Source organism: Streptosporangium sp. NPDC023615 (genome assembly GCF_040640155.1).
Lineage (GTDB): Bacteria > Actinomycetota > Actinomycetes > Streptosporangiales > Streptosporangiaceae > Streptosporangium.
In genome coordinates this window covers 20,061-38,788 of the sequence record NZ_JBFABE010000006.1, presented here as the reverse complement: position 1 = coordinate 38,788, position 18,728 = coordinate 20,061, and the positions used below count along the sequence as shown (strand labels likewise).

At 72.3% G+C, this 18,728-nt stretch carries 12 protein-coding genes and 1 pseudogene; 8 read left to right on the top strand and 5 right to left on the bottom strand.

The window, feature by feature from the left end:
- Window positions 1–134: 134 nt before the first annotated feature.
- The 6 genes from AB0G16_RS06710 (at window position 135) to sppA (ending at window position 10,784) form a co-directional block, all read left to right on the top strand.
- Window positions 135–821: a hypothetical protein gene (locus AB0G16_RS06710; protein ID WP_362799720.1), complete on the top strand. Its 687-nt coding sequence runs from the start codon at window positions 135–137 to the stop codon at window positions 819–821.
- Window positions 822–824: 3 nt separating this feature from the next.
- Window positions 825–2,093, top strand: coding sequence for a copper amine oxidase (locus tag AB0G16_RS06705; RefSeq protein ID WP_362799718.1), 1,269 nt, complete (start codon window positions 825–827; stop codon window positions 2,091–2,093).
- A 227-nt stretch (window positions 2,094–2,320) separates the two neighbouring features.
- Window positions 2,321–4,618 (top strand): 1,4-alpha-glucan branching protein GlgB, encoded by a 2,298-nt coding sequence (glgB, locus tag AB0G16_RS06700; RefSeq protein ID WP_362799715.1) that lies wholly within the window; start codon window positions 2,321–2,323, stop codon window positions 4,616–4,618.
- Between the two features lie 322 nt (window positions 4,619–4,940).
- Window positions 4,941–6,551: a glycosyl hydrolase family 18 protein gene (locus AB0G16_RS06695; protein WP_362799712.1), complete on the top strand. Its 1,611-nt coding sequence runs from the start codon at window positions 4,941–4,943 to the stop codon at window positions 6,549–6,551.
- Window positions 6,552–6,699: 148 nt separating this feature from the next.
- Entirely contained in the window at window positions 6,700–8,925 is a 2,226-nt protein-coding gene (locus AB0G16_RS06690) for a S8 family serine peptidase (protein WP_362799710.1), read from the top strand.
- 158 nt (window positions 8,926–9,083) lie between these two features.
- Complete coding sequence (sppA, locus tag AB0G16_RS06685) at window positions 9,084–10,784, top strand: signal peptide peptidase SppA (RefSeq protein ID WP_362799707.1); 1,701 nt, start codon at window positions 9,084–9,086, stop codon at window positions 10,782–10,784.
- Between the two features lie 75 nt (window positions 10,785–10,859).
- Here sppA and AB0G16_RS06680 read toward each other — a convergent pair whose 3' ends face one another.
- The gene (locus tag AB0G16_RS06680) at window positions 10,860–11,330 is read right to left on the bottom strand and encodes a flavin reductase family protein (protein WP_362799704.1); all 471 of its coding nucleotides are present in this window, start codon (window positions 11,328–11,330) and stop codon (window positions 10,860–10,862) included.
- Between the two features lie 230 nt (window positions 11,331–11,560).
- On the opposite strand from AB0G16_RS06680, the gene thrS reads away from it, so the two are divergent.
- The gene (gene thrS / locus AB0G16_RS06675) at window positions 11,561–12,604 is read left to right on the top strand and encodes a threonine--tRNA ligase (RefSeq protein WP_362799701.1); all 1,044 of its coding nucleotides are present in this window, start codon (window positions 11,561–11,563) and stop codon (window positions 12,602–12,604) included.
- 135 nt (window positions 12,605–12,739) lie between these two features.
- Here the strand turns inward: thrS and AB0G16_RS06670 are convergent, their stop codons facing one another.
- From AB0G16_RS06670 to AB0G16_RS06655, 4 genes are read right to left on the bottom strand one after another with little or no spacing between them, the layout of a single operon-like run.
- Entirely contained in the window at window positions 12,740–13,657 is a 918-nt protein-coding gene (locus tag AB0G16_RS06670) for an ABC transporter substrate-binding protein (protein ID WP_362799698.1), read from the bottom strand.
- A gap of 36 nt (window positions 13,658–13,693) precedes the next feature.
- Window positions 13,694–14,365: an ABC transporter permease subunit gene (locus tag AB0G16_RS06665; protein WP_362799695.1), complete on the bottom strand. Its 672-nt coding sequence runs from the start codon at window positions 14,363–14,365 to the stop codon at window positions 13,694–13,696.
- Entirely contained in the window at window positions 14,362–15,024 is a 663-nt protein-coding gene (locus AB0G16_RS06660; protein ID WP_362799692.1) for an ABC transporter permease subunit, read from the bottom strand. Before AB0G16_RS06660 ends, AB0G16_RS06665 begins: the two co-directional genes overlap by 4 nt.
- Window positions 15,017–16,249: an ABC transporter ATP-binding protein gene (locus AB0G16_RS06655; protein ID WP_362799689.1), complete on the bottom strand. Its 1,233-nt coding sequence runs from the start codon at window positions 16,247–16,249 to the stop codon at window positions 15,017–15,019. Before AB0G16_RS06655 ends, AB0G16_RS06660 begins: the two co-directional genes overlap by 8 nt.
- A 290-nt stretch (window positions 16,250–16,539) precedes the next feature.
- Between AB0G16_RS06655 and AB0G16_RS06650 the strand changes: the two are divergent.
- Window positions 16,540–18,728: pseudogene (locus AB0G16_RS06650) on the top strand (hypothetical protein); the annotation flags it as partial.

The window sequence follows — 18,728 nt, the reverse complement described above, 5'->3', positions numbered from 1 at the left end:
GATCATCAAAAGGGATCGAATACGCAAAGACCAGCGATAACGACCAATGACGCAATACCCCTTTCAAGCCGCCACGACTTTCCCCGATCGCTACCCTTCGCAAGGGAATGTCAACGGTGAGTAAAGGGGCGCTGATGGGACGAAGGCTGATCGTCATGGCCGCCGCGGGGTCGGGGGTGGTCGCGGCCGCCGGGGCGATGCTGCTCGCCGGGCTGCTCGTCTCCGGCGAGCAGGGGTCGCGGGCCGCCGGGTCCTCCGCGCGCCTGCCGGCGCTGGAGGACCCGCTGACCGGCCAGGAGGTGGCACGGGCCGGCGCCATCGCGTCGGCCGGCTCCCGGTCGCACATGGCCGCCGGCCGGACCAAGCTGCTCTACGTGGAGCGCGACGACGACAAGGACTCCCCCGGTCACCGCCGCGCCGACGCCTACCTGTACGACTACGGCGGCGACCGGCTCATCGTGCGGACCGTCGACCTCGGCCGGGGCACGGTCGTGCGCGAGACCGTGGAGCGGGGGGTGCAGCCGCCGCCCTCCAAGGAGGAGGAGACCGTGGCGGCCGGGCTCCTGCTGGCCGACCCCGGGTTCGGCAGGGGGCTGCGCGAGGCCTACGCCAAGGCGGGGGGCGGGCCGCTGCGGTCCGCGGCGGCCCTGGGGCTGCGCGGACTGATCTTCACCCCGTCCGGGGAGAGCGGGACCGCGCGCCAGTGCGAGACCCACCGGTGCCTGCGGCTGTTCGTACGGCTGCCCGACGGCACCTGGCTGGACACCAGCCGGATCGTCGTCGACCTGTCCGCCAAGAAGATCCACACCCTGGAGTGGTGACCGGTGTTCCTGCGCCTCGCCCTGTTCTGCGCCCTGCTCGCCGTGACCCTCACCGCGCCCGCGCGGGCTTCCGCCGGAGCCCTCGCCGCGCCGCGGGCTCCCGCCGCGGGCCTCGCCGCGCCACCGGAAGCCTCCGCCGGAGCCCTCGCCGCGCCACCGGGAGCGCCCACCGGGTCCGCCGCGCCCGCCGCGTCCCCCCGGGCCGCCGCGGCGTCGTGCAACGCGCCGTACCGGATCGACAAGACCCTGCCGAACGGGGCCCGCTGGCAGCTCTGCTGGGAGATGCGCAACGTCGAGGGGCTGACCCTGAGCAGGGTCGTCTACACCCCCCGGGGCCAGCGCGCGCTCACCGTGCTGCGCAGCACCTCGCTGGCCCAGATCCACGTGCCCTACGACCGGGGCCGCCCGCGCTACCACGACATCGGGTCGCTGGGCCAGACCGCCGTCCCGCTGCGGGCCGCCGACTGCCCGCTCGGCGAGCGGCGCGAGCAGTTCGTCTGCGTGACGACCAGGGCCAGGGGTCACGCCCACCTCAAGGCGGTCCCCGACCGGCTGAACGTGACGGCCCAGGGACGTGAGCTGGTGGTCTTCGCCGCCTTCCAGGTCGGCTGGTACACCTACCTCGCCGAGTGGGCCTTCGCCGACGACGGCTCGATCACCCCGCGCGTGGGGGCCACCGGGTCCCTCGCGGGGTTCACCACCACCCCCGAGTACGGCTGGCCGATCGGGGTGGGCGACACCGGGTTCGAGGCCAGTCACACCCACAACGTCTTCTGGCGGCTGGACTTCGACGTGGCGGGACGGGCCGACGACGTGGTGGAGCAGTACGACTTCACCGGTTCCGGCACCGCGAACCGGCGCCTGGCCAGGACGGCGTTCACCACCGAGACCGGCACGGTGAGCAAGCCGATGCGCTGGTGGAGGGTGGTCGACCGCAAGGTGCGCAACGCCGACCGGCACCCCGTCTCCTGGGAGATCAACAACTCCGACAGCGACCAGTACCGCGGTCCGGCGGACGAGGCCTTCACCCGGGCCGACCTCTACGTCACCGACTACCGCTCCTGCGAGCGCCTGGCGACGGTCAACCCGTCCCCGCGGTGCGCCCGGTCCGTCGACCGCTACACCAACGGGGAGCGGCTCACCGACCCCGTCCTGTGGGTCAACGTCGGCTTCCACCACGTCCCGCGCGACGAGGACGCCGATCCGATGCCGAGCCACTGGCAGGGGTTCCGCATCACCCCGCGCGACGTCACCGCCAAGAACCCGTACTAGCGGCACGACCGTTCGGCCGCCGGTCCGGAGCGTCCTCGCCGGAGCCGGTCCATGATCGGATACGGTCGGCGGAGAGCGCTGGTGACAGGCCCCTCACAACCGACGATCGTGACTTTCACCTCACTCCGATCCGCACTTTTCGCAACGCGCATGGTGATAGCGGACAGGGGCATGGGTGGAGCACCCGAGTAGGGCAAGGTAGGGGCCAACGATCTACGGGAGTAAGCATGAACGCGCACCTGGACCTGGACCGGCTCGCGGGCGGAGCACACCATGATCCGCACTCGATCCTCGGGTCCCATCCGGGTCCCGAGGGCGTGACGATCCGGACCTTGCGGCCGATGGCGCAGCAGGTCCAGGCCATCGTGGACGGCGAGGCCCACGAGATGGAGCACGTCGCCCACGGCGTGTTCGCGGTGACGATCCCCGGCCTGGACAAGGTCCCCGACTACCGGCTCCGGGTCTCCTACCCCGGCACCGAGCCGTACGAGGCCCTCGACCCCTACCGGCACTGGCCCACACTGGGCGAGGTGGACCTGCACCTCATCGGCGAGGGACGGCACGAGCGGCTCTGGGAGGTCCTCGGCGCGCGGGTCATGCGGCACGAGGACGTCGAGGGCACCGCCTTCGCCGTGTGGGCGCCCAACGCCCGCGGCGTCCGGGTCATCGGCGACTTCAACCACTGGGACGGCGGCGCGTACCCGATGCGCTCGCTCGGCAGGTCGGGCGTGTGGGAGCTCTTCGTTCCCGGACTGGGCCCCGGTGACCGGTACAAGTTCAGCATCCTGGGCGCCGACGGTGTCTGGCGGGCCAAGGCCGACCCCATGGCCCGGCGCACCGAGCTGCCGCCGGCGACCGCCTCGGTGATCGAGAGGTCGGAGTACACCTGGCAGGACGAGGAGTGGATGCGGCGCCGGGCCGAGGGCGGCGCGACGCACGAGCCGATGAGCGTCTACGAGGTGCACCTCGGCTCGTGGCGGCCGGGTCTGTCGTACCGGGAACTGGCCGTCGAGCTCGTCGAGTACGTGAAGGAGATGGGCTTCACCCACGTGGAGCTCATGCCGGTGGCCGAGCACCCGTTCGGCGGGTCGTGGGGCTACCAGGTGACGTCCTACTACGCGCCGACGTCCCGCTTCGGCTCCCCCGACGACTTCCGCCACCTGGTCGACAGCCTGCACGCCGCGGGCATCGGCGTGCTGGTCGACTGGGTGCCCGCGCACTTCCCGATGGACGACTGGGCGCTGGCCCGGTTCGACGGCACCCCGCTGTACGAGCACGCCGACCCGGCGCGCGGCGAGCACCCGGAGTGGGGCACCTACATCTTCGACTTCGGCCGCCGGGAGGTGCGCAACTTCCTGGTCGCCAACGCGGTGTACTGGCTGCGCGAGTTCCACGTCGACGGGCTGCGCGTCGACGCGGTCGCCTCGATGCTCTACCTGGACTACTCGCGGCGCGAGGGCGAGTGGACGCCCAACGAGTACGGCGGCCGGGAGAACCTCGACGCCGTCGCGTTCCTCAAGGAGATGAACGCGGTCGCCTACCGCGAGGCACCGGGCATCGTGACCATCGCCGAGGAGTCGACCGCGTGGCCGGGCGTCTCCCGCCCGGTCCACCTGGGCGGGCTCGGCTTCGGGTTCAAGTGGAACATGGGCTGGATGCACGACACCCTGGCCTACCTCAAGCACGAGCCGGTCTTCCGGCAGTACCACCACCACCAGATGACGTTCTCCTTGATGTACGCGTACTCGGAGAACTTCGTGCTGCCGCTGTCGCACGACGAGGTGGTGCACGGCAAGGGGTCGCTGCTCGGCAAGATGTCCGGTGACGAGTGGCAGCGGTTCGCGAACCTGCGCGCGCTCTACGCCTTCATGTGGGCGCACCCGGGCAAGCAGCTCCTGTTCATGGGGTGCGAGTTCGGGCAGGGCTCGGAGTGGTCGGAGGAGCGCGGCCTCGACTGGTGGGTGCTGGACTTCGACGGCCACCGGGGCGTGCAGCGGCTGGTCCGCGACCTCAACCGGGTCTACCGGGAATCCCCCGCGCTGTGGAGCCTGGACACCTCCCCGGAGGGTTTCCGCTGGATCGACGCCGACGACGCGCTGGGCAACACGTTCTCCTTCCTCCGCTACGCCGAGGACGGTTCGGCGGTGGCCTGCGTGGCCAACTTCTCCGGCGCGCCCCACCAGGAGTACCGCCTCGGGCTGCCCTTCCCGGGCCGGTGGGAGGAGGTGCTCAACACCGACGCCTACGACTACGCGGGCAGCGGCGTGGGCAACCTCGGCAGTGTCGAGGCCGTCGAGGAGGCGCGCCACGGCCTGCCGTACTCGGCCACGCTGAGCGTCCCGCCGCTGGGCGCCATCTGGCTGCGCCACGCCGGTGTCCCGAAGCCGGTCGTCATCGAGGAGCAGGCGGCGGAGACCGTCCGGGCCACGGAGCGGGAGATGGCCGTGGAGCGGCTGGAGGCGGCGGCCGAGCCGCCCCCCACGCTCGCCCCGGCCGCCGACCGTGACGAGGCCACGCCGGCCTGACGGGGGCGCCCCGGCCTGACAGGGGCGCCCTTCCGGCGGCGTCCGCGTCCGCGCTCCCCACCGCCAGGCCAGATTCCCCTCGCCTCCGCGACACACACCGGTGCCCCCGGGACGGACTCCAGCGTCCCGGGGGCACCTCTCTGCCCCCGGACATCCCTGGGCGCACCGGGCGGGCCGGGCGCACCGCCAAAAACCTTAAATCGGCCTTATATCCGCGAACAAGGCATTGACCGTCGGTGCACCGGAGACCTACGCTCTGGAAACTAATAGGAAACTTTCCTATGAATACGGGGGCTAGGCACTCTCTGACCTGGAGCGACCCTTGCGACGAATTACCATCGGCTCCTTCATCGCGGCGGCAGCGCTGCTGGTTCCCCTGGGAATCGGTACCGCGACGGCCGCCACACCCGCCACCGCGACCTATTCAACCTCCTCGAACTGGGGCTCCGGCTTCGAGGGCAAGGTCGTCGTGAAGGCCGGAACAAGCGCGCTGACGAGCTGGAAGGTGGAGTTCGACCTCCCCTCCGGCACGTCCATCGGCTCCTCCTGGGACGCCGACCTGACGAAGAGCGGCAACCACTACACCTTCGTCAACAAGGCGTGGAACGGCGCGCTGGCCGCGGGCGCCTCGACGAGCTTCGGCTTCAACGGCACGGGCGGCGGGATCTCCGGCGTGCTGAACTGCAAGCTCAACGGCGCCCCCTGCAGCGGCGGCGGGACCACGGACCCGACCCCCACCCCGACGCCGACGGTCACCCCCACGGTGACGCCGACGCCGACGCCGACCCCGACGGTCACCCCGACCGTCCAGCCGCCCGGCGGCAAGAAGATCGTCGGCTACTTCACCCAGTGGGGCGTCTACGGCCGTAACTTCCACGTGAAGAACCTGGTCACCAACGGCTCCGCGCAGAAGCTGACGCACATCCTGTACGCCTTCGGCAACACCACCGGCGGCAGGTGCACGATCGGCGACTCCTACGCCGACTACGACAAGGCCTACACCGCCGACCAGAGCGTCGACGGCGTGGCCGACACCTGGGACCAGCCGCTGCGCGGCAACTTCAACCAGCTGCGCAAGCTGAAGAAGGCCTACCCGAACATCAAGGTCATCTGGTCCTTCGGCGGCTGGACCTGGTCCGGCGGCTTCACCCAGGCCGCGCAGAACCCGGCCGCGTTCGCCGACTCCTGCTACAACCTGGTCGAGGACCCGCGCTGGGCCGACGTGTTCGACGGCATCGACATCGACTGGGAGTACCCCAACGCCTGTGGCCTGACCTGTGACACCAGCGGCCCGGCGGCGTTCAAGAACATCATCTCCGCGCTGCGCTCCAAGTTCGGCTCCAGCGCCCTGATCACCGCGGCCACCACGGCCGACGGCTCCAACGGCGGCAAGATCGACGCCGCCGACTACGCCGGGGCCATCAACGACCTGAACTGGCTCATGCCGATGACGTACGACTACTTCGGCGCGTTCAACGCCCAGGGTCCGACGGCTCCGCACTCGCCCCTCACCTCCTACACCGGCATCCCCCAGGCCGGCTTCAACTCCGACGCGGCGATCCAGAAGTTCAAGGCCAAGGGGATCCCGGCCAGCAAGCTGCTGCTGGGCATCGGCTTCTACGGCCGCGGCTGGACCGGCGTGACCCAGGCGGCTCCGGGCGGCACCGCCACCGGCGCGGCCCAGGGCACCTACGAGGCCGGGATCGACGACTACAAGGTCCTCAAGACCAAGTGCCCGGCCACCGGCACCGTCGGCGGCACGGCGTACGGCTTCTGCAACGGCAACTGGTGGAGCTACGACACCCCCGCCACCATCGCCGGGAAGATGACCTACGCCAAGAACCAGGGTCTGGGCGGTGCGTTCTTCTGGGAGACCAGCGGCGACACCACCAACGGCGAACTCATCACCGCGATCGCCAACGGGCTCAAGTAATATTTCGACCACTCGACCCTCCGTGCGCGTCACGCCGCGGAGGGTCGAGCATTTCTCCGAAGATCCCCTGAATTCAGGGCAGGGTATTCACGCGGGACATACGTCTGCTTAGACTCCGAATCGCCTGTTTCATCCCCCCGGAGGACGCGTGCGACTTCGAGCTCTCGTGGCCATGGCGATGATCTTCAGCGTCGCTCCGGCGGTGCCCGCCCTCGCCGAGGACGCCCCCGCCCCGCCCGCGGCCTCGGCGAGCGCGACCTCGCCACCGCCCGCGACGCCCCCGCCCGCGACACCTCCGGACGACGGGACGGCGGGCGGCACCGCTCCTCCCCCCGGACCCCCCGCCCCCGCGGACGAGGGCCAGGGGCCTCCCGGGGACGGCGAGACCCCCGCCGCCCCCGTCGCCCGGCCGAAGCTGGAGGCGGGGCTCGCCGGTGACGGTGACGGGACCCGGGTCATCGTCGAGCTGGCCGCCCCCGCCGAGGCGGCCCCGGTGGCCGGCGAGGCGCGGTCCCTGCCCGGCGCCGAGGTCGTCCTGGAACCGGCGGACACCTCGTTCATCGTGGTCGAGGCCACCGGCGAGTCCCTGGCCCGGCTGGCCGAGGACCCGCGCGTCCGCTCCATCCGGCGCGACCGCGTCTACTCCCCGGTCGCCCTGGGCTCCCCGGGCCTCTTGAGCTCCCTGGGCTCCCGGGGCGCGCGGGAATCGCCCGGCTCCCTCACGGCGGCCTCCGCCGCGGCCTCCCTGGCCTCCAGCCTCCAGGTGATCGGCGCGGACAGGGCACACGCCGCCGGGACCAGGGGGCAGGGCCAGACGATCGCGATCATCGACACCGGGATCGACGCCGACCACCCCGACCTCGGGGGCAAGGTCGTGGAACAGGCCTGCTTCTCCGCCACCGACGACGGCGCGCGGTCCCTGTGTCCCAACGGGCAGACCGGCGACCCCGCCTCCGCCGACGCCGAGACCCCCGCCTGCGTGGACGGCCAGGTCAACCTGTGCGACCACGGCACCCACGTCGCCGGTATCGCCCACGCCGTCGCGCCGGACGCCGACATCGTGGCGCTCCAGGTCTTCAGCAGGGTCGACGACTGCGACGGCACCGGCGCGGCCTGCCTGACCGCCTTCGAGTCCACGATCCTGCTCGCCCTGGAGCACGTCGCGAAGCTCAAGGAGGGCGGCAGGAACATCGCCGCGGTGAACATGAGCCTCGGCGGCGGCCTGTACGAGGGAGCGTGCGACACCGAGCCCGAGCTGAGCTCGATGAAAGGCCGCGTCGACGACCTCCGCGCCAGGGGCGTGGCCGTCGTGGCCGCCGCCGGGAACGAGGGCGTCGCCGGAGCCGGAGCGCCCGGCTGCTTCTCCGCGGCGGTGACCGTGGGCGCGACGGGCGACGACGACACCGTTCCCGCATGGTCCAACCACGGTTCCGTGCTCGACCTCTTCGCCCCCGGCCTGGAGATCGACTCCGCGGTGCCGGGCGGCGGCCACCAGGTCTACAGCGGGACGTCGATGTCCGCCCCGTTCGTCACCGGCGCCCTGGCCCTGGCGGCCCAGAAGGCCCCGGGCACCCCGGACGCGCTGGCCGAGGTGCTCACCAAGGCGGGCCGGCCGATCGTCCACGGCACGGTGACCACCCCGCGCCTCGACCTGAACGCCGCGCTCGCCGGCGGCACCCCCGGCTCGCCCGTCACCCCGCCGCCGCCCGCCGCCGACGACCCGGGCGATCCTGGCGACCCGCCGTCCGCCCCTCCCGCCGACGACCCCGGCACCGACCCCAGCCCCGAGCCGAGCTCGGGTCCCTCCCCGACGGTCACGCCGGACGACCCGGTGCCCAGCCCGATCCCGCTGCCGACGGTGACGATCACCGTGACCGTGACCGTCCCCGCGCCCGGGGCGCCGAGGGCGGGGGCGCCGGCGGTGTGCACGCGCGGCAGCTCCACGAGGAGCGTGGGAACCGCGGGAGGCGCCGGGGCCGCACGGACCACGAGGACGCTCACGGCCGCGCAGTGGGCGACCGAGATGACCCGGGGCAAGGGCACGATCCCGGACGCGACGCTCGGCTGCTACCTCGGCCTGGTGGGCAAGGCCAGCAAGGTGTTCCCCGAGGTCACCCCCGCCTCCAGCCTGGCGACCGCGTACCGGGTGCTCAAGCCGGCCAAGAGGACCGCGCGGGCCGCGATGGAACGCGAGCTGCTCGCCTCCTGGCTGAACTGGGCGAACGGCGCGGTGAACCTCACCGCCACGATCAAGGGGAGGACGACCCTGAAGGTCGTCCTCACCTCGGTGGAGGGGCAGCGCCTGAAGGGTTCCGCCCCGGCCGCGTCCACCTCGCTGCTGAAGAAGCGGGTGAACGCCCGCAGGGCCGCCTGACCTCGCCGCCGAGGAGCGGGTGGCCGCCCGCGACGCCGTCTCGTCCGGCGATCGCGGGCGGACGGCCGCGCGCAGTCACGGACCCGGCGGAAGGTGCGGAACAGGCTCACCACCGCCGGGCCGCGTAAGCCCGGTATGTGTCGCTTAGGGTGAAGAGCATGGACGCGACCAAGGTGATCATCGATTCCGTCGACCGGTTCCGGCAGCGGCGCACCGCCCCGCTGGTTCTTGAGCTCGACCTCACCGAGGGCCTCACCGACGGTCCTCCCTCCGACCCGCTGACCGCGATCATGGCGATGCGCAGGACGAGCCTGACCGACGTGCTCTCCGGCCTGAAGCGGGCCAGGACGGACGACAGGGTCAAGGCACTGATCGTCAAGATCGGTTCCCGGTCCCCGGGGCTGGCGGTCGTCCAGGAGCTCCGCCAGGCCGTGGCCTACCTCCGGGCCGCGGGCAAGCTGACCGTCGCGTACGCCGAGAGCTTCGGCGAGCTCGGCGCGGGCACCGTCCCCTACTACCTGGCCAGTGGCTTCGAGCGGATCTACCTCCAGCCCTCGGGCGACGTCGGGCTCACCGGTGTCGCCATGGAGCAGCGCTTCCTGCGCGGGGCGCTCGGCAAGCTCGGCGTCGAGTACCAGGTCGGCCAGCGGCACGAGTACAAGACGGCCGCCAACACCTTCACCCAGGACCACATGACCGAGGCCCACCGCGAGTCGATGAGCCGCATCACCGAGTCGGTCACCGAGCAGGTCGTCGCCGGCATCGCCGAGGGGCGCGGCATCGACGCGACCAGGGTGCGCGAGCTCATCGACCAGGGCCCGTTCATCGGCGCCGAGGCACTCGAGGCCGGGCTCGTGGACCGGATGGCCTACCGCGACGAGGTCTACGACGAGGTCAAGAGCGCCGTCGGCGAGGACGCGACGCTGCAGTACGTCGGCCGCTACGCCAAGGCGCTGACCTCCAGGAAGCTCCCGCGCCCGGGTGAGCAGACCGTCGCGCTGGTCCACGGCAGCGGCGCGATCCGGCTCGGCCGCAGCGGCCGCAGCCCGCTCGGCGGTGGCGGCGCCATGGGCTCCGACACCATCTGCGCCGCCCTGCGCGCGGCCCGCCGCGACGACAACGTCAAGGCCGTGGTCTTCCGCGTCGACAGCCCGGGCGGCTCGTACACCGCCTCCGACGCCATCTGGCGCGAGGTCGTGCTGACCCGCAAGGCCGGCAAGCCCATCGTGATCTCCATGGGGGACCTGGCGGCCTCCGGCGGTTACATGGTCTCGATGGCGGCCGACGTGATCGTGGCCCAGCCGGGCACGCTCACCGGCTCCATCGGCGTCTTCGGCGGCAAGGCGGTCATCAGCGGGCTGCTTGAGAAGATCGGCGTCTCCTCCGAGACCGTCGGCGAGGGCGAGAACTCCGGCATGCTCTCGGCCACCAAGGGCTTCTCCGAGGCGCAGTGGGCGCGGATCAACGCCTGGCTCGACCGGGTCTACGACGACTTCGTGAACAAGGTCGCCGAGGGGCGCGGCCTGTCCCGCGAGCGCGCCCACGAGCTGGCCAAGGGCCGGGTCTGGACCGGGGCCGACGCCCTGGAGAGGGGCCTGGTCGACGAGCTCGGCGGCCTGGAGGACGCGCTGTCGCTGGCCCGGAAGAAGGCCGGGCTCGCCGCCGACGCGCCGGTGCGCCCCTACCCCAGGCTGAGCCCGCTGGAGCGGCTGCGGCCCGCGGAGTCCAGCGAGGACAAGGCCGCCGCCCTGACCCAGGTCCGCCTGGAGGCGTGGGGCCCGATCGCCCACCTGGCCGGCGAGCTGGGCCTGCCGTCGTACGGCCCGCTGATGCTTCCGGGCTGGTGGACCATCCGCTGACCCGTCCCGGACACCGCGCCGGGTCCCGCAACCGGTCCCGCACCGGGGGCGACCGCGGCGGCCCCGGGCGGGCCGTCAGCGGTAGCGGCCCCGGTAGCGGGACAGCGGCGTGGCCGACGCGTCGACGTAGTCGACGCCGAGCACCTTCGCGATGAAGAGCGTGTGGTCCCCGGCCGGGACGACCTTGACCGTCTCGGCCTCCAGCGCGGTGACGCCGCCGTCCACCACCAGGGCGTCGCTCAGCCTGCCCCGGTGGTGCGGGGTGCCCGCGAGCAGCAGCCGGGCCCCCGGCCGTCCCGCCGTGGAGAACCGGCTGGCGATCGCCTTCTGCCCGGCCGACAGCACGCTGGCGGCCCAGCGGTCGTGCCGCAGCAGCAGTTCGTTGAGGTATCCCTCGTTGTCCAGGCTCACCATCACCAGCGGCGGGTCCAGCGAGATCGACGTGAAGGTGGCGACCGTGACCCCCACGTCGTCGCGCTCGTCCTTCACCGTGACGACCGTCACCCCGGTCACCACCTGGGCCATGGACTCGACGAAGTGGTTCATGGGCCCATCATCCCGGAGCCGGGCCGATGCCCGCCCCCCGGGCGCCGCGCGGAACGGCCGGTGGGCGTCGCGACGCCTCTGCTACCGTTCTTCCCATGAAGCGCGCCACCATGACGACGACGCCGGAGAGTGTCCCGGCGCGCTGACCGATGTCCTAGTCGAAGCCCCGGGGCGAGTGCCCCGGGGCTTCGTCTTGCGGTCACTCGCCCGACGTACGCGAGGAGACCGCCATGCACGACCACGACCACCGCAGGCTCGGCCGCGAGCTGGACCTGTTCGACACCGACCCGCTGATCGGAGCGGGACTGCCCTACTGGCTGCCCGACGGCGCGACCGTGCGCCACGCCCTGGAGGAGTACGTCCGCGCCGCCGAACGGCGGGCGGGCTACCGGCACGTGTACTCGCCGGTGCTGGGCAAACGGGAGCTGTACGAGATCTCCGGGCACTGGTCGCACTACGGCGACGACATGTTCCCGCCCATGGCGCTGGGGTCCGAGCAGGTCGTGCTGCGGCCGAGCCTGTGCCCGCACCACGCGCTGATCTACCGTTCCCGATCCCGCAGCCATCGTGAGCTGCCGTTGCGCATCGCCGAGCTGGGCGGCATGTACCGCTCGGAGCCGTCGGGCGTGCTCGGCGGGCTGACCCGGGTGCGGGCCGTCCAGCTCAACGACGCGCACATCTTCTGCACCCCCGGCCAGGTCGCCGGCGAGGCGCTGGGAGCCCTGGAGATGATCCGCCGGGCGCACGAGGCCCTCGGCCTCACCCGGTCCCGCTACCGGCTCTCCCTGCCCGGCGCCGGAGGGAAGTACGTCGCCGACCCGGAGATGTGGCGGCGCTCCACCGCCCTGCTGACCGACGTCCTCGACCGCTCCGGCCTGCCGTACGAGGCCGCCGAGGGGGAGGCCGCGTTCTACGGGCCCAAGATCGACGTCCAGGTCGTCGACGGCGCCGGGCGGGAGTCCACCCTGTCCACCGTTCAGGTCGACCTCCACCAGCCCGAGCGGTTCGACCTGCGCTACATCGGGCCGGACGGCGCGAGGCACCGGCCCGTCATGGTGCACCGCAGCGTCATCGGCAGCGTGGAACGGGCCGTCGCCCATCTGATCGAGCAGCACGGTGGCGCCTTCCCCGCCTGGCTCGCCCCCGTCCAGCTCGTGATCCTGCCGGTCACCGAGGCCGAGCTGCCGGACGCCGACGCCCTGGCCCGCGTCGGGGCGCTCGTCGGTGCCCACGGCACCGTCCTGTGGGACGACGCCGTCCCGGCGGGGGGCTAGACGACAAGACCACTCCGGCGCGGGCCCTCGCCGGGACGTCCGGCCCATCGGGATCCGCGCCGGAGACGGCGGAAGGCGGGTGGAGATCCACCCGCCTTCTCTTTCAGGACGGCCGTGCGGAGGAGTCCGCCGGCGTCACAGCAGGCCGTTCTGGGTCAGCCAGTCCTTGGCGACCGTGGCCGCGTCGTCCTTGTCGACCGCGACGCGCTTCATCAGCGTGACCAGGCCGGGGGTGTCGAGCTTGGCCGAGACCGCGTCCAGCGTGGTACGGACGGTGTCGTTCACACCCGCCTTGTTGACCAGCGGGGCGATGTTCTCGGCGGCGAAGGCGCTCTTGGTGTCCTGGAGGGAGACCAGGTCGTTGACGATGATCTTCGGGTCGGTGGTGAAGACGTTGCCGACCTGGACGGTGCCGTCCTTGATGGCGTCGGCGGTGGCGTCGCCGGTCTTCTTCCACTCCTTGAACTCCAGGCCGTAGGTGTCCTTGAAGTTCTTCTCCTGGCGGCTCTGGAACTCCGGCGGGCCGCCGACCACGTAGTTCTTGGAGACCTTGACCAGGTCCTCGATGGTGGCCAGACCGTTCTTGGTGGCGGTCTCCTTGGTGACGGTCAGCGAGTTGTTGTCCTCGGCCGCGGCCGGGGTCAGCACCTCCAGCTCGGCGGGGAGCTTCTCCTTCAGGCCGGCCACGACGTCGTCCTTGGACTTGGCCGTGGTCGACTTGTCGACGAAGGCCAGCAGCGAGCCGATGTACTCGGGCAGGACGGTCAGGCCACCACTCTTGACCTGGTCGTACAGGACCTCACGGCTGCCGATGTTGAGCTTCTCCTCGACCTGGACGCCCTTGGCCTCCAGGGCCTGGGAGTAGATCTCGGCGAGCAGGACGTTCTCCGGGAAGTTGGCCGAACCGATGACGACCTTCCCCCCGGCCGCCGGCGCGGAGCCGGATCCGGCGGGCGCCGGGGAGGCGCTGGTGAGCGGATCTCCTCCGCCGCACGCGGAAAGTGTGAGCGCCGCGGACAGCAGGACCGCCGCGGTGCCGAAAAAGCGCTTCATCGTGCTATTCCCTTCCAAAACGGGGGGTATAGGAGACTATCGGATGGACTGGCGCTCGCTCACCCCCGGGGAGACCGTTACGCGCTGCACCAGAGTGAACCCGAGCTGGACGAGAAGCGCCAACAGGGCCACGAGGACCGCCCCGCCGATCGTGCTCGGGAAGTTCTTGGTGGCCAGGCCGTCGATGATGAACCGGCCCAGCCCGCCCAGGCCCACGTACGCGGCCACGGTCGCGGTCGCGACCACCTGGATCGCGGCCAGCCGCAGGCCCAGCAGGATGAGCGGCAGGGCGACCGGCACCAGCACCCTCCCGAGGACCTGCCCGCCCTTGAGCCCCATCCCGTACGCGGCGTCGCGCAGCTCGGGGTCGACCCCGCGGATGCCCTCGTAGGTGTTGACCAGGATGGGCGGGATGGCCAGCGCCACCAGCGGGATCAGCACGGGCAGGATCGTCCCGACGCCCATGAGGAGCACGATGAGGACCAGCAGGCCGAGCGTGGGCAGGGCGCGGGCCGCGTTGGCGGCGAGGATCACCAGCAGGGCGCCCCTGCCGGTGTGGCCGATCAGCAGCCCCAGCGGGAGCGCGATCAGCGTCGCCAGCAGCAGCGAGAGCCCGGCGAACTCCAGGTGCTCCAGCAGCCGGATCGGGATCCCGTCGGGCCCCGACCAGTTGGCCGGGTTCCCGAAGAAGTCGAGCAGCCAGTTCACGCGGACCCCCTCGCCCTCGACCACGGGGTGAGCAGGCGCTGCGCCAGGATCAGCAGCAGGTCCGCGATCCCGGCGAGCAGCACGACCAGCACGATGCCCACGACGATCGGGGTGTAGAACTGCCGCTGCCAGCCGTCGATGAACAGGTAGCCGAGCCCGCCCCTGCCGACCAGCGCGCCGACGCTGACCAGGCTGACGCCGGCGACCGTCGCCACCCGGAGCCCGGCCAGCACCACCGGCACCGCGATCGGCAGCTCCACCTGGAGCAGCCTGCGCAACGGGGTGAAGCCCATGGCCACCGCGGACTGCCGTACGTGGTCGGGGACCGAGGCGAGACCGTCCACGACCGCGGGGATGAGCACCGCCATGGCGTAGAAGGTGAGCGGGATCATGACGGTCGTGCGGGTCGCGAGGCCGGTCAGCGGGATGAGCACGATGAAGACGGCCAGCGAGGGCAGCGAGTAGACCACGTTCATCAGGCCGACGGTCGGCTGGTAGAGCCAGCGCCAGCGGACCCCGGCCAGTCCGAGCGGGAGCGCGATGAGCAGCCCCACCAGGACCGGCACCAGGGCCATCACGACGTGGTCGGCGAGGAGCTCCTGGATCGTGGGCCAGTTACGCCCGATCCAGTCCCATCGGACCAGCGGCTCCTCATCCATCGACGCCTCCCGTACCGCCGGTGCCGGCGCCGTTCGGGGCGCCGCCGTCCGGAGCACCGGTGCCACCGGTGCCACCGGCGGTTCCCCCGGCGTCCTTCGTGGTCGTGCCGGTGTCCCCGGCGGCTCCGCCGGTGGCTGTCGCGACCTCGGTCAGCGCCTCGTCCAGCGCCCGGCGGGTGGCGACGCCCACCGCCCGGCCCGAGGCGTCCACCGCGACGGCGTTGCCCGAGGGCGACAGCAGCGTCGCGTCCAGCGCGCCGCGCAGCGAGTCGCGCCCGCTGACGTACGACCCGTACGGGGCGAGTTCCAGGTCGGCGAGGGTGCCGGTCCCGGGTAGCTCACGGGTCGAGACCCAGCCCAGCGGCCGTTCCCTCTCGTCCAGCACGGCCAGCCACTCCTCGCCGGAGGCGCGCGCCGAGGCGACGTCGGAGGAGACCGGGACGAGCAGGTCGGTGCGGAGGCGCAGCCCCTCGTCGGAGACGAACGACAGGCGCCGGATGCCGCGGTCCCGGCCCAGGAACTCGCTGACGAAGTCGTCGGCGGGCCGGGCCAGCAGGGTCGCGGGGGTGTCGAGCTGCGCCAGCCGCCCGCCGACGCGGAGCACCGCCACCCGGTCGCCGAGCTTCATGGCCTCGTCGATGTCGTGGGTGACGAACACGATGGTCTTGTTCAGCTCCGCCTGGAGGCGGAGCAACTCGTCCTGCAGGCTGGTGCGCACGATCGGGTCGACCGCGCTGAACGGCTCGTCCATCAGCAACACGGGCGGGTCGGCGGCGAGCGCGCGGGCCACACCGACGCGCTGCTGCTGGCCGCCGGAGAGCTGGAAGGGATAGCGGCCGGCCATCTTGGTGTCGAGCCCGACCCTCTCCAGCAGCTCCATCGCCCGGTCACGGGCCTTCTTCTTCTCCCAGCCGAGCAGGAGGGGCACCGTCGCGATGTTGTCCACGATCTTCCGGTGCGGGAAGAGGCCGGCCTGCTGGATGACGTACCCGATGCCACGGCGCAACGTGGGCGGGTCGATCGTCGTGACGTCCACGCCGTCCAGCAGGATCCGCCCGCTGGTGGGGTCGATCATCCGGTTGATCATCCGGAGGGACGTGGTCTTGCCGCATCCCGAGGGGCCGACGAAGACGGTCATCTCCCCGGTGGGCACCTCAAGGCTCAGATCGTCCACGGCGACGGTCCCGTCGGCGTAGCGCTTGGTGACATCGTTGAATGTGATCATGCGCAACCTCTTTTTTCGACAGGATTGTGGACCCCTGCCCCAACCGTCCCCATGATTCCGCGCGGGTCAGCCTATGCCCCCCTTAACCGGTCTGTCTTCCCTGCTTTGCCGAGCCAGATCGTCAGGTGTATTTCTCGGCAAAAGGGCATTCTGTAGTGCGGGAGGCGCCCATGACTTGACATGATTACCCACATCGTCGAACTTGATCCCACCGGCACCGTACGTCTCAGGCTTCACGGACGTCCCCTGCTTCTCCCCCCGCTCGCCGAAACACCAGAGGAACCGGTCCTGTGACCCAACCGCTCCTCGGTCAACGCTCGCGCGCCGAACTGATCGCCGAGCTCTACGACCGCCACGCAGCAGGGCTGTTCGCCTACGCCCACGACCAGCTCGGCGACGCGGGCCCGGCCTCCGACGTCCTGGTGGCCGTCCTCTCCAACGTCCTGGACACCGAACCGCCGCGCGCGGCGCTGTACGCGCTCGCCCGCCGCGAGATCTACCAGCGCGACATCGTCTACTCGCCGCCCCTCACCGGGCTCGACCCGGTCGCGACCCTGGTCCAGCGCGTCCTCGGCGACCTGCGCACCCACCAGCGCGAGGTGCTGTACCTGTCGGGCGTGTGCGAGATGGACGCCGCCGAGCTCTCCTGGGTGCTGGACGTGGCGGTCGACACCGCCGACGAGCTGACCGTGAGCGCCTGCCGCCGGTTCGCCCAGTCGCTGGGCCTCGCCCTGGCCTCGGCCCGGATCCCCGAGAACCTGGCCGAGGTGTTCGGCGCCCTCGCCGTCGCGCCGGTCCGCGACGTGCTCAACCTCGCCCCCTGGGCCACCCCTGCGGCGCGGCTGCGCTCGGCGGTGCTGGGCCCGCGGGCCCCGATCGCCCCCACGGCGGGGCGGCCCATGTCCCCCCTGGTCAGGCAGCTCTGGCCGACGACGCCCCAGTGGCCCCTGCCGTCGCCGGGGAACGGCACCGCGCCCGGCACCCCTCCCGGCCCGCTCTCCGGCACACCGAGCCTTCCCGGCGTTCCGAGCCTTCCCGGCGTTCCGAGCCTTCCCGGCGTTCCGGACCTCCCCGGCCTCGGTGACGCGGCCGGGACGAACGGGACGGCCGAGGACCGCTTCCCCGACCCCTTCGCACCGCCGGACCGGGACACGGTCTCCGCGCACGAGGCCAGCACGCAGCCGATTCCGAAGATCAGGGACTCGGTCCTCACCGACCTGGACGCCGCGTCCCTGCGCCCTCGCCGCAGGCTCCAGCGCCCCCGGCCGCGCCGGGCCGCTCCGCTGTCCGCCCCGATCCCCGGGGACGTGCTGGACGACGCCCCCGCGCGACAGGACGGGCGACGGGAGCCGTCCCACCCGCTCACCCCGGAGACGCGGGCGGCCCGCGCCTACACCGACAGGCTGGTCGCCGCCGCCCCGCGGGACGGGGAACGATGCCCCGAGCAGCGGCCGGACGAGGTCACGCTCCCCGAGGCCGCCGGCCTCTCGCCCGCGGAGGTCCTCCGTACACCCGCCGCCGAAGCCCTGCGCCCGCCGCCCGCCGCGCCCTCCGTGTCCTCCGTGTCCTCCGTCCCCGCCCCGCCTGCGCGTACCCCCGGCGTCTACGGGGACGTGCTCGACGACCCGCCCGGCGCGCGCCCGCTGCCCGGCTGGCCCCTGCAGACCGACCAGCTCGACGCCCTCGCCGCCCTCGACGCCGACGAGCGCGAGCGCCGCGCGCGGTCGTCGTTCCCGGGTGCGGCCGCGCCGCCCGCACCCGCGGCCTCCCCCGCCCCGGCCTTCCCCCCCTCGGCCTCCTCGGACCCGGTCTTCCCCGCCCCCGTCTCCTCGGGCCCGGCCTTTCCCGCCCCGGCCTCCTCGGGCCCGCCCTTCGCCCCCTCGCCGGTCGTTCCGATCGTGTCACGGAGCGTCCCCGCCCCCTCGGTGTCCGACGGGTTCCCGACGTCCGAGGCACCCGGGAGGTCCGGTGCCTCCAGAGGGCCGGAGGTGCCCGAGACACATCGGGCCTTCGAGCCGCCCCGCGCGCCCGGGGCCGCGCCGTCGTCCGCCGTCGACTGGTTCGCGGACACCAATGTCTCCCACGGCTCCCACGGTTCCCCGTCCGAGGAGATGCCCACCGCCCTTCCGCTCTGGACGCCCCGGCCGGACCATCTGAGCACCCCGGCGAACCGGGCGCGCTTCCGCCTGCCCAGCTGGGTGGCGCGCGAGGAGCACCTCTCCCAGGACCGGCCCGCCGAGCCCCCGCTCCGGCCCGGCCCGCCGAGGCGCACGCCGACGTCGTACGAGGCGCGGCAGGACAGGGGGACGACCGCGCCGGAGAACATGTTCGGGGCGACGCCCCCGGCGCCCCCGGCGCCCCCGGCGCTTCCGGTGTCGCCGGTGTCGCCGGTGTCGCCGGTGTCGTCGGTGTCGCCGGTGTCGTCGGTGTCGTCGGTGTCGTCGGTGTCGTCGGTGTCGTCGGTGTCGTCGGTGTCGTC

Coding starts and splice junctions, on each gene's coding strand:
- glgB (WP_362799715.1), top strand. CDS start 2,321: ATGAACGCGCACCTGGACCTGGACCGGCTCGCGGGCGGAGCACACCAT.
- AB0G16_RS06660 (WP_362799692.1), bottom strand. CDS start 15,024: ATGGATGAGGAGCCGCTGGTCCGATGGGACTGGATCGGGCGTAACTGG.
- AB0G16_RS06680 (WP_362799704.1), bottom strand. CDS start 11,330: ATGAACCACTTCGTCGAGTCCATGGCCCAGGTGGTGACCGGGGTGACG.
- AB0G16_RS06710 (WP_362799720.1), top strand. CDS start 135: ATGGGACGAAGGCTGATCGTCATGGCCGCCGCGGGGTCGGGGGTGGTC.
- thrS (WP_362799701.1), top strand. CDS start 11,561: ATGCACGACCACGACCACCGCAGGCTCGGCCGCGAGCTGGACCTGTTC.
- sppA (WP_362799707.1), top strand. CDS start 9,084: ATGGACGCGACCAAGGTGATCATCGATTCCGTCGACCGGTTCCGGCAG.
- AB0G16_RS06670 (WP_362799698.1), bottom strand. CDS start 13,657: ATGAAGCGCTTTTTCGGCACCGCGGCGGTCCTGCTGTCCGCGGCGCTC.
- AB0G16_RS06655 (WP_362799689.1), bottom strand. CDS start 16,249: ATGATCACATTCAACGATGTCACCAAGCGCTACGCCGACGGGACCGTC.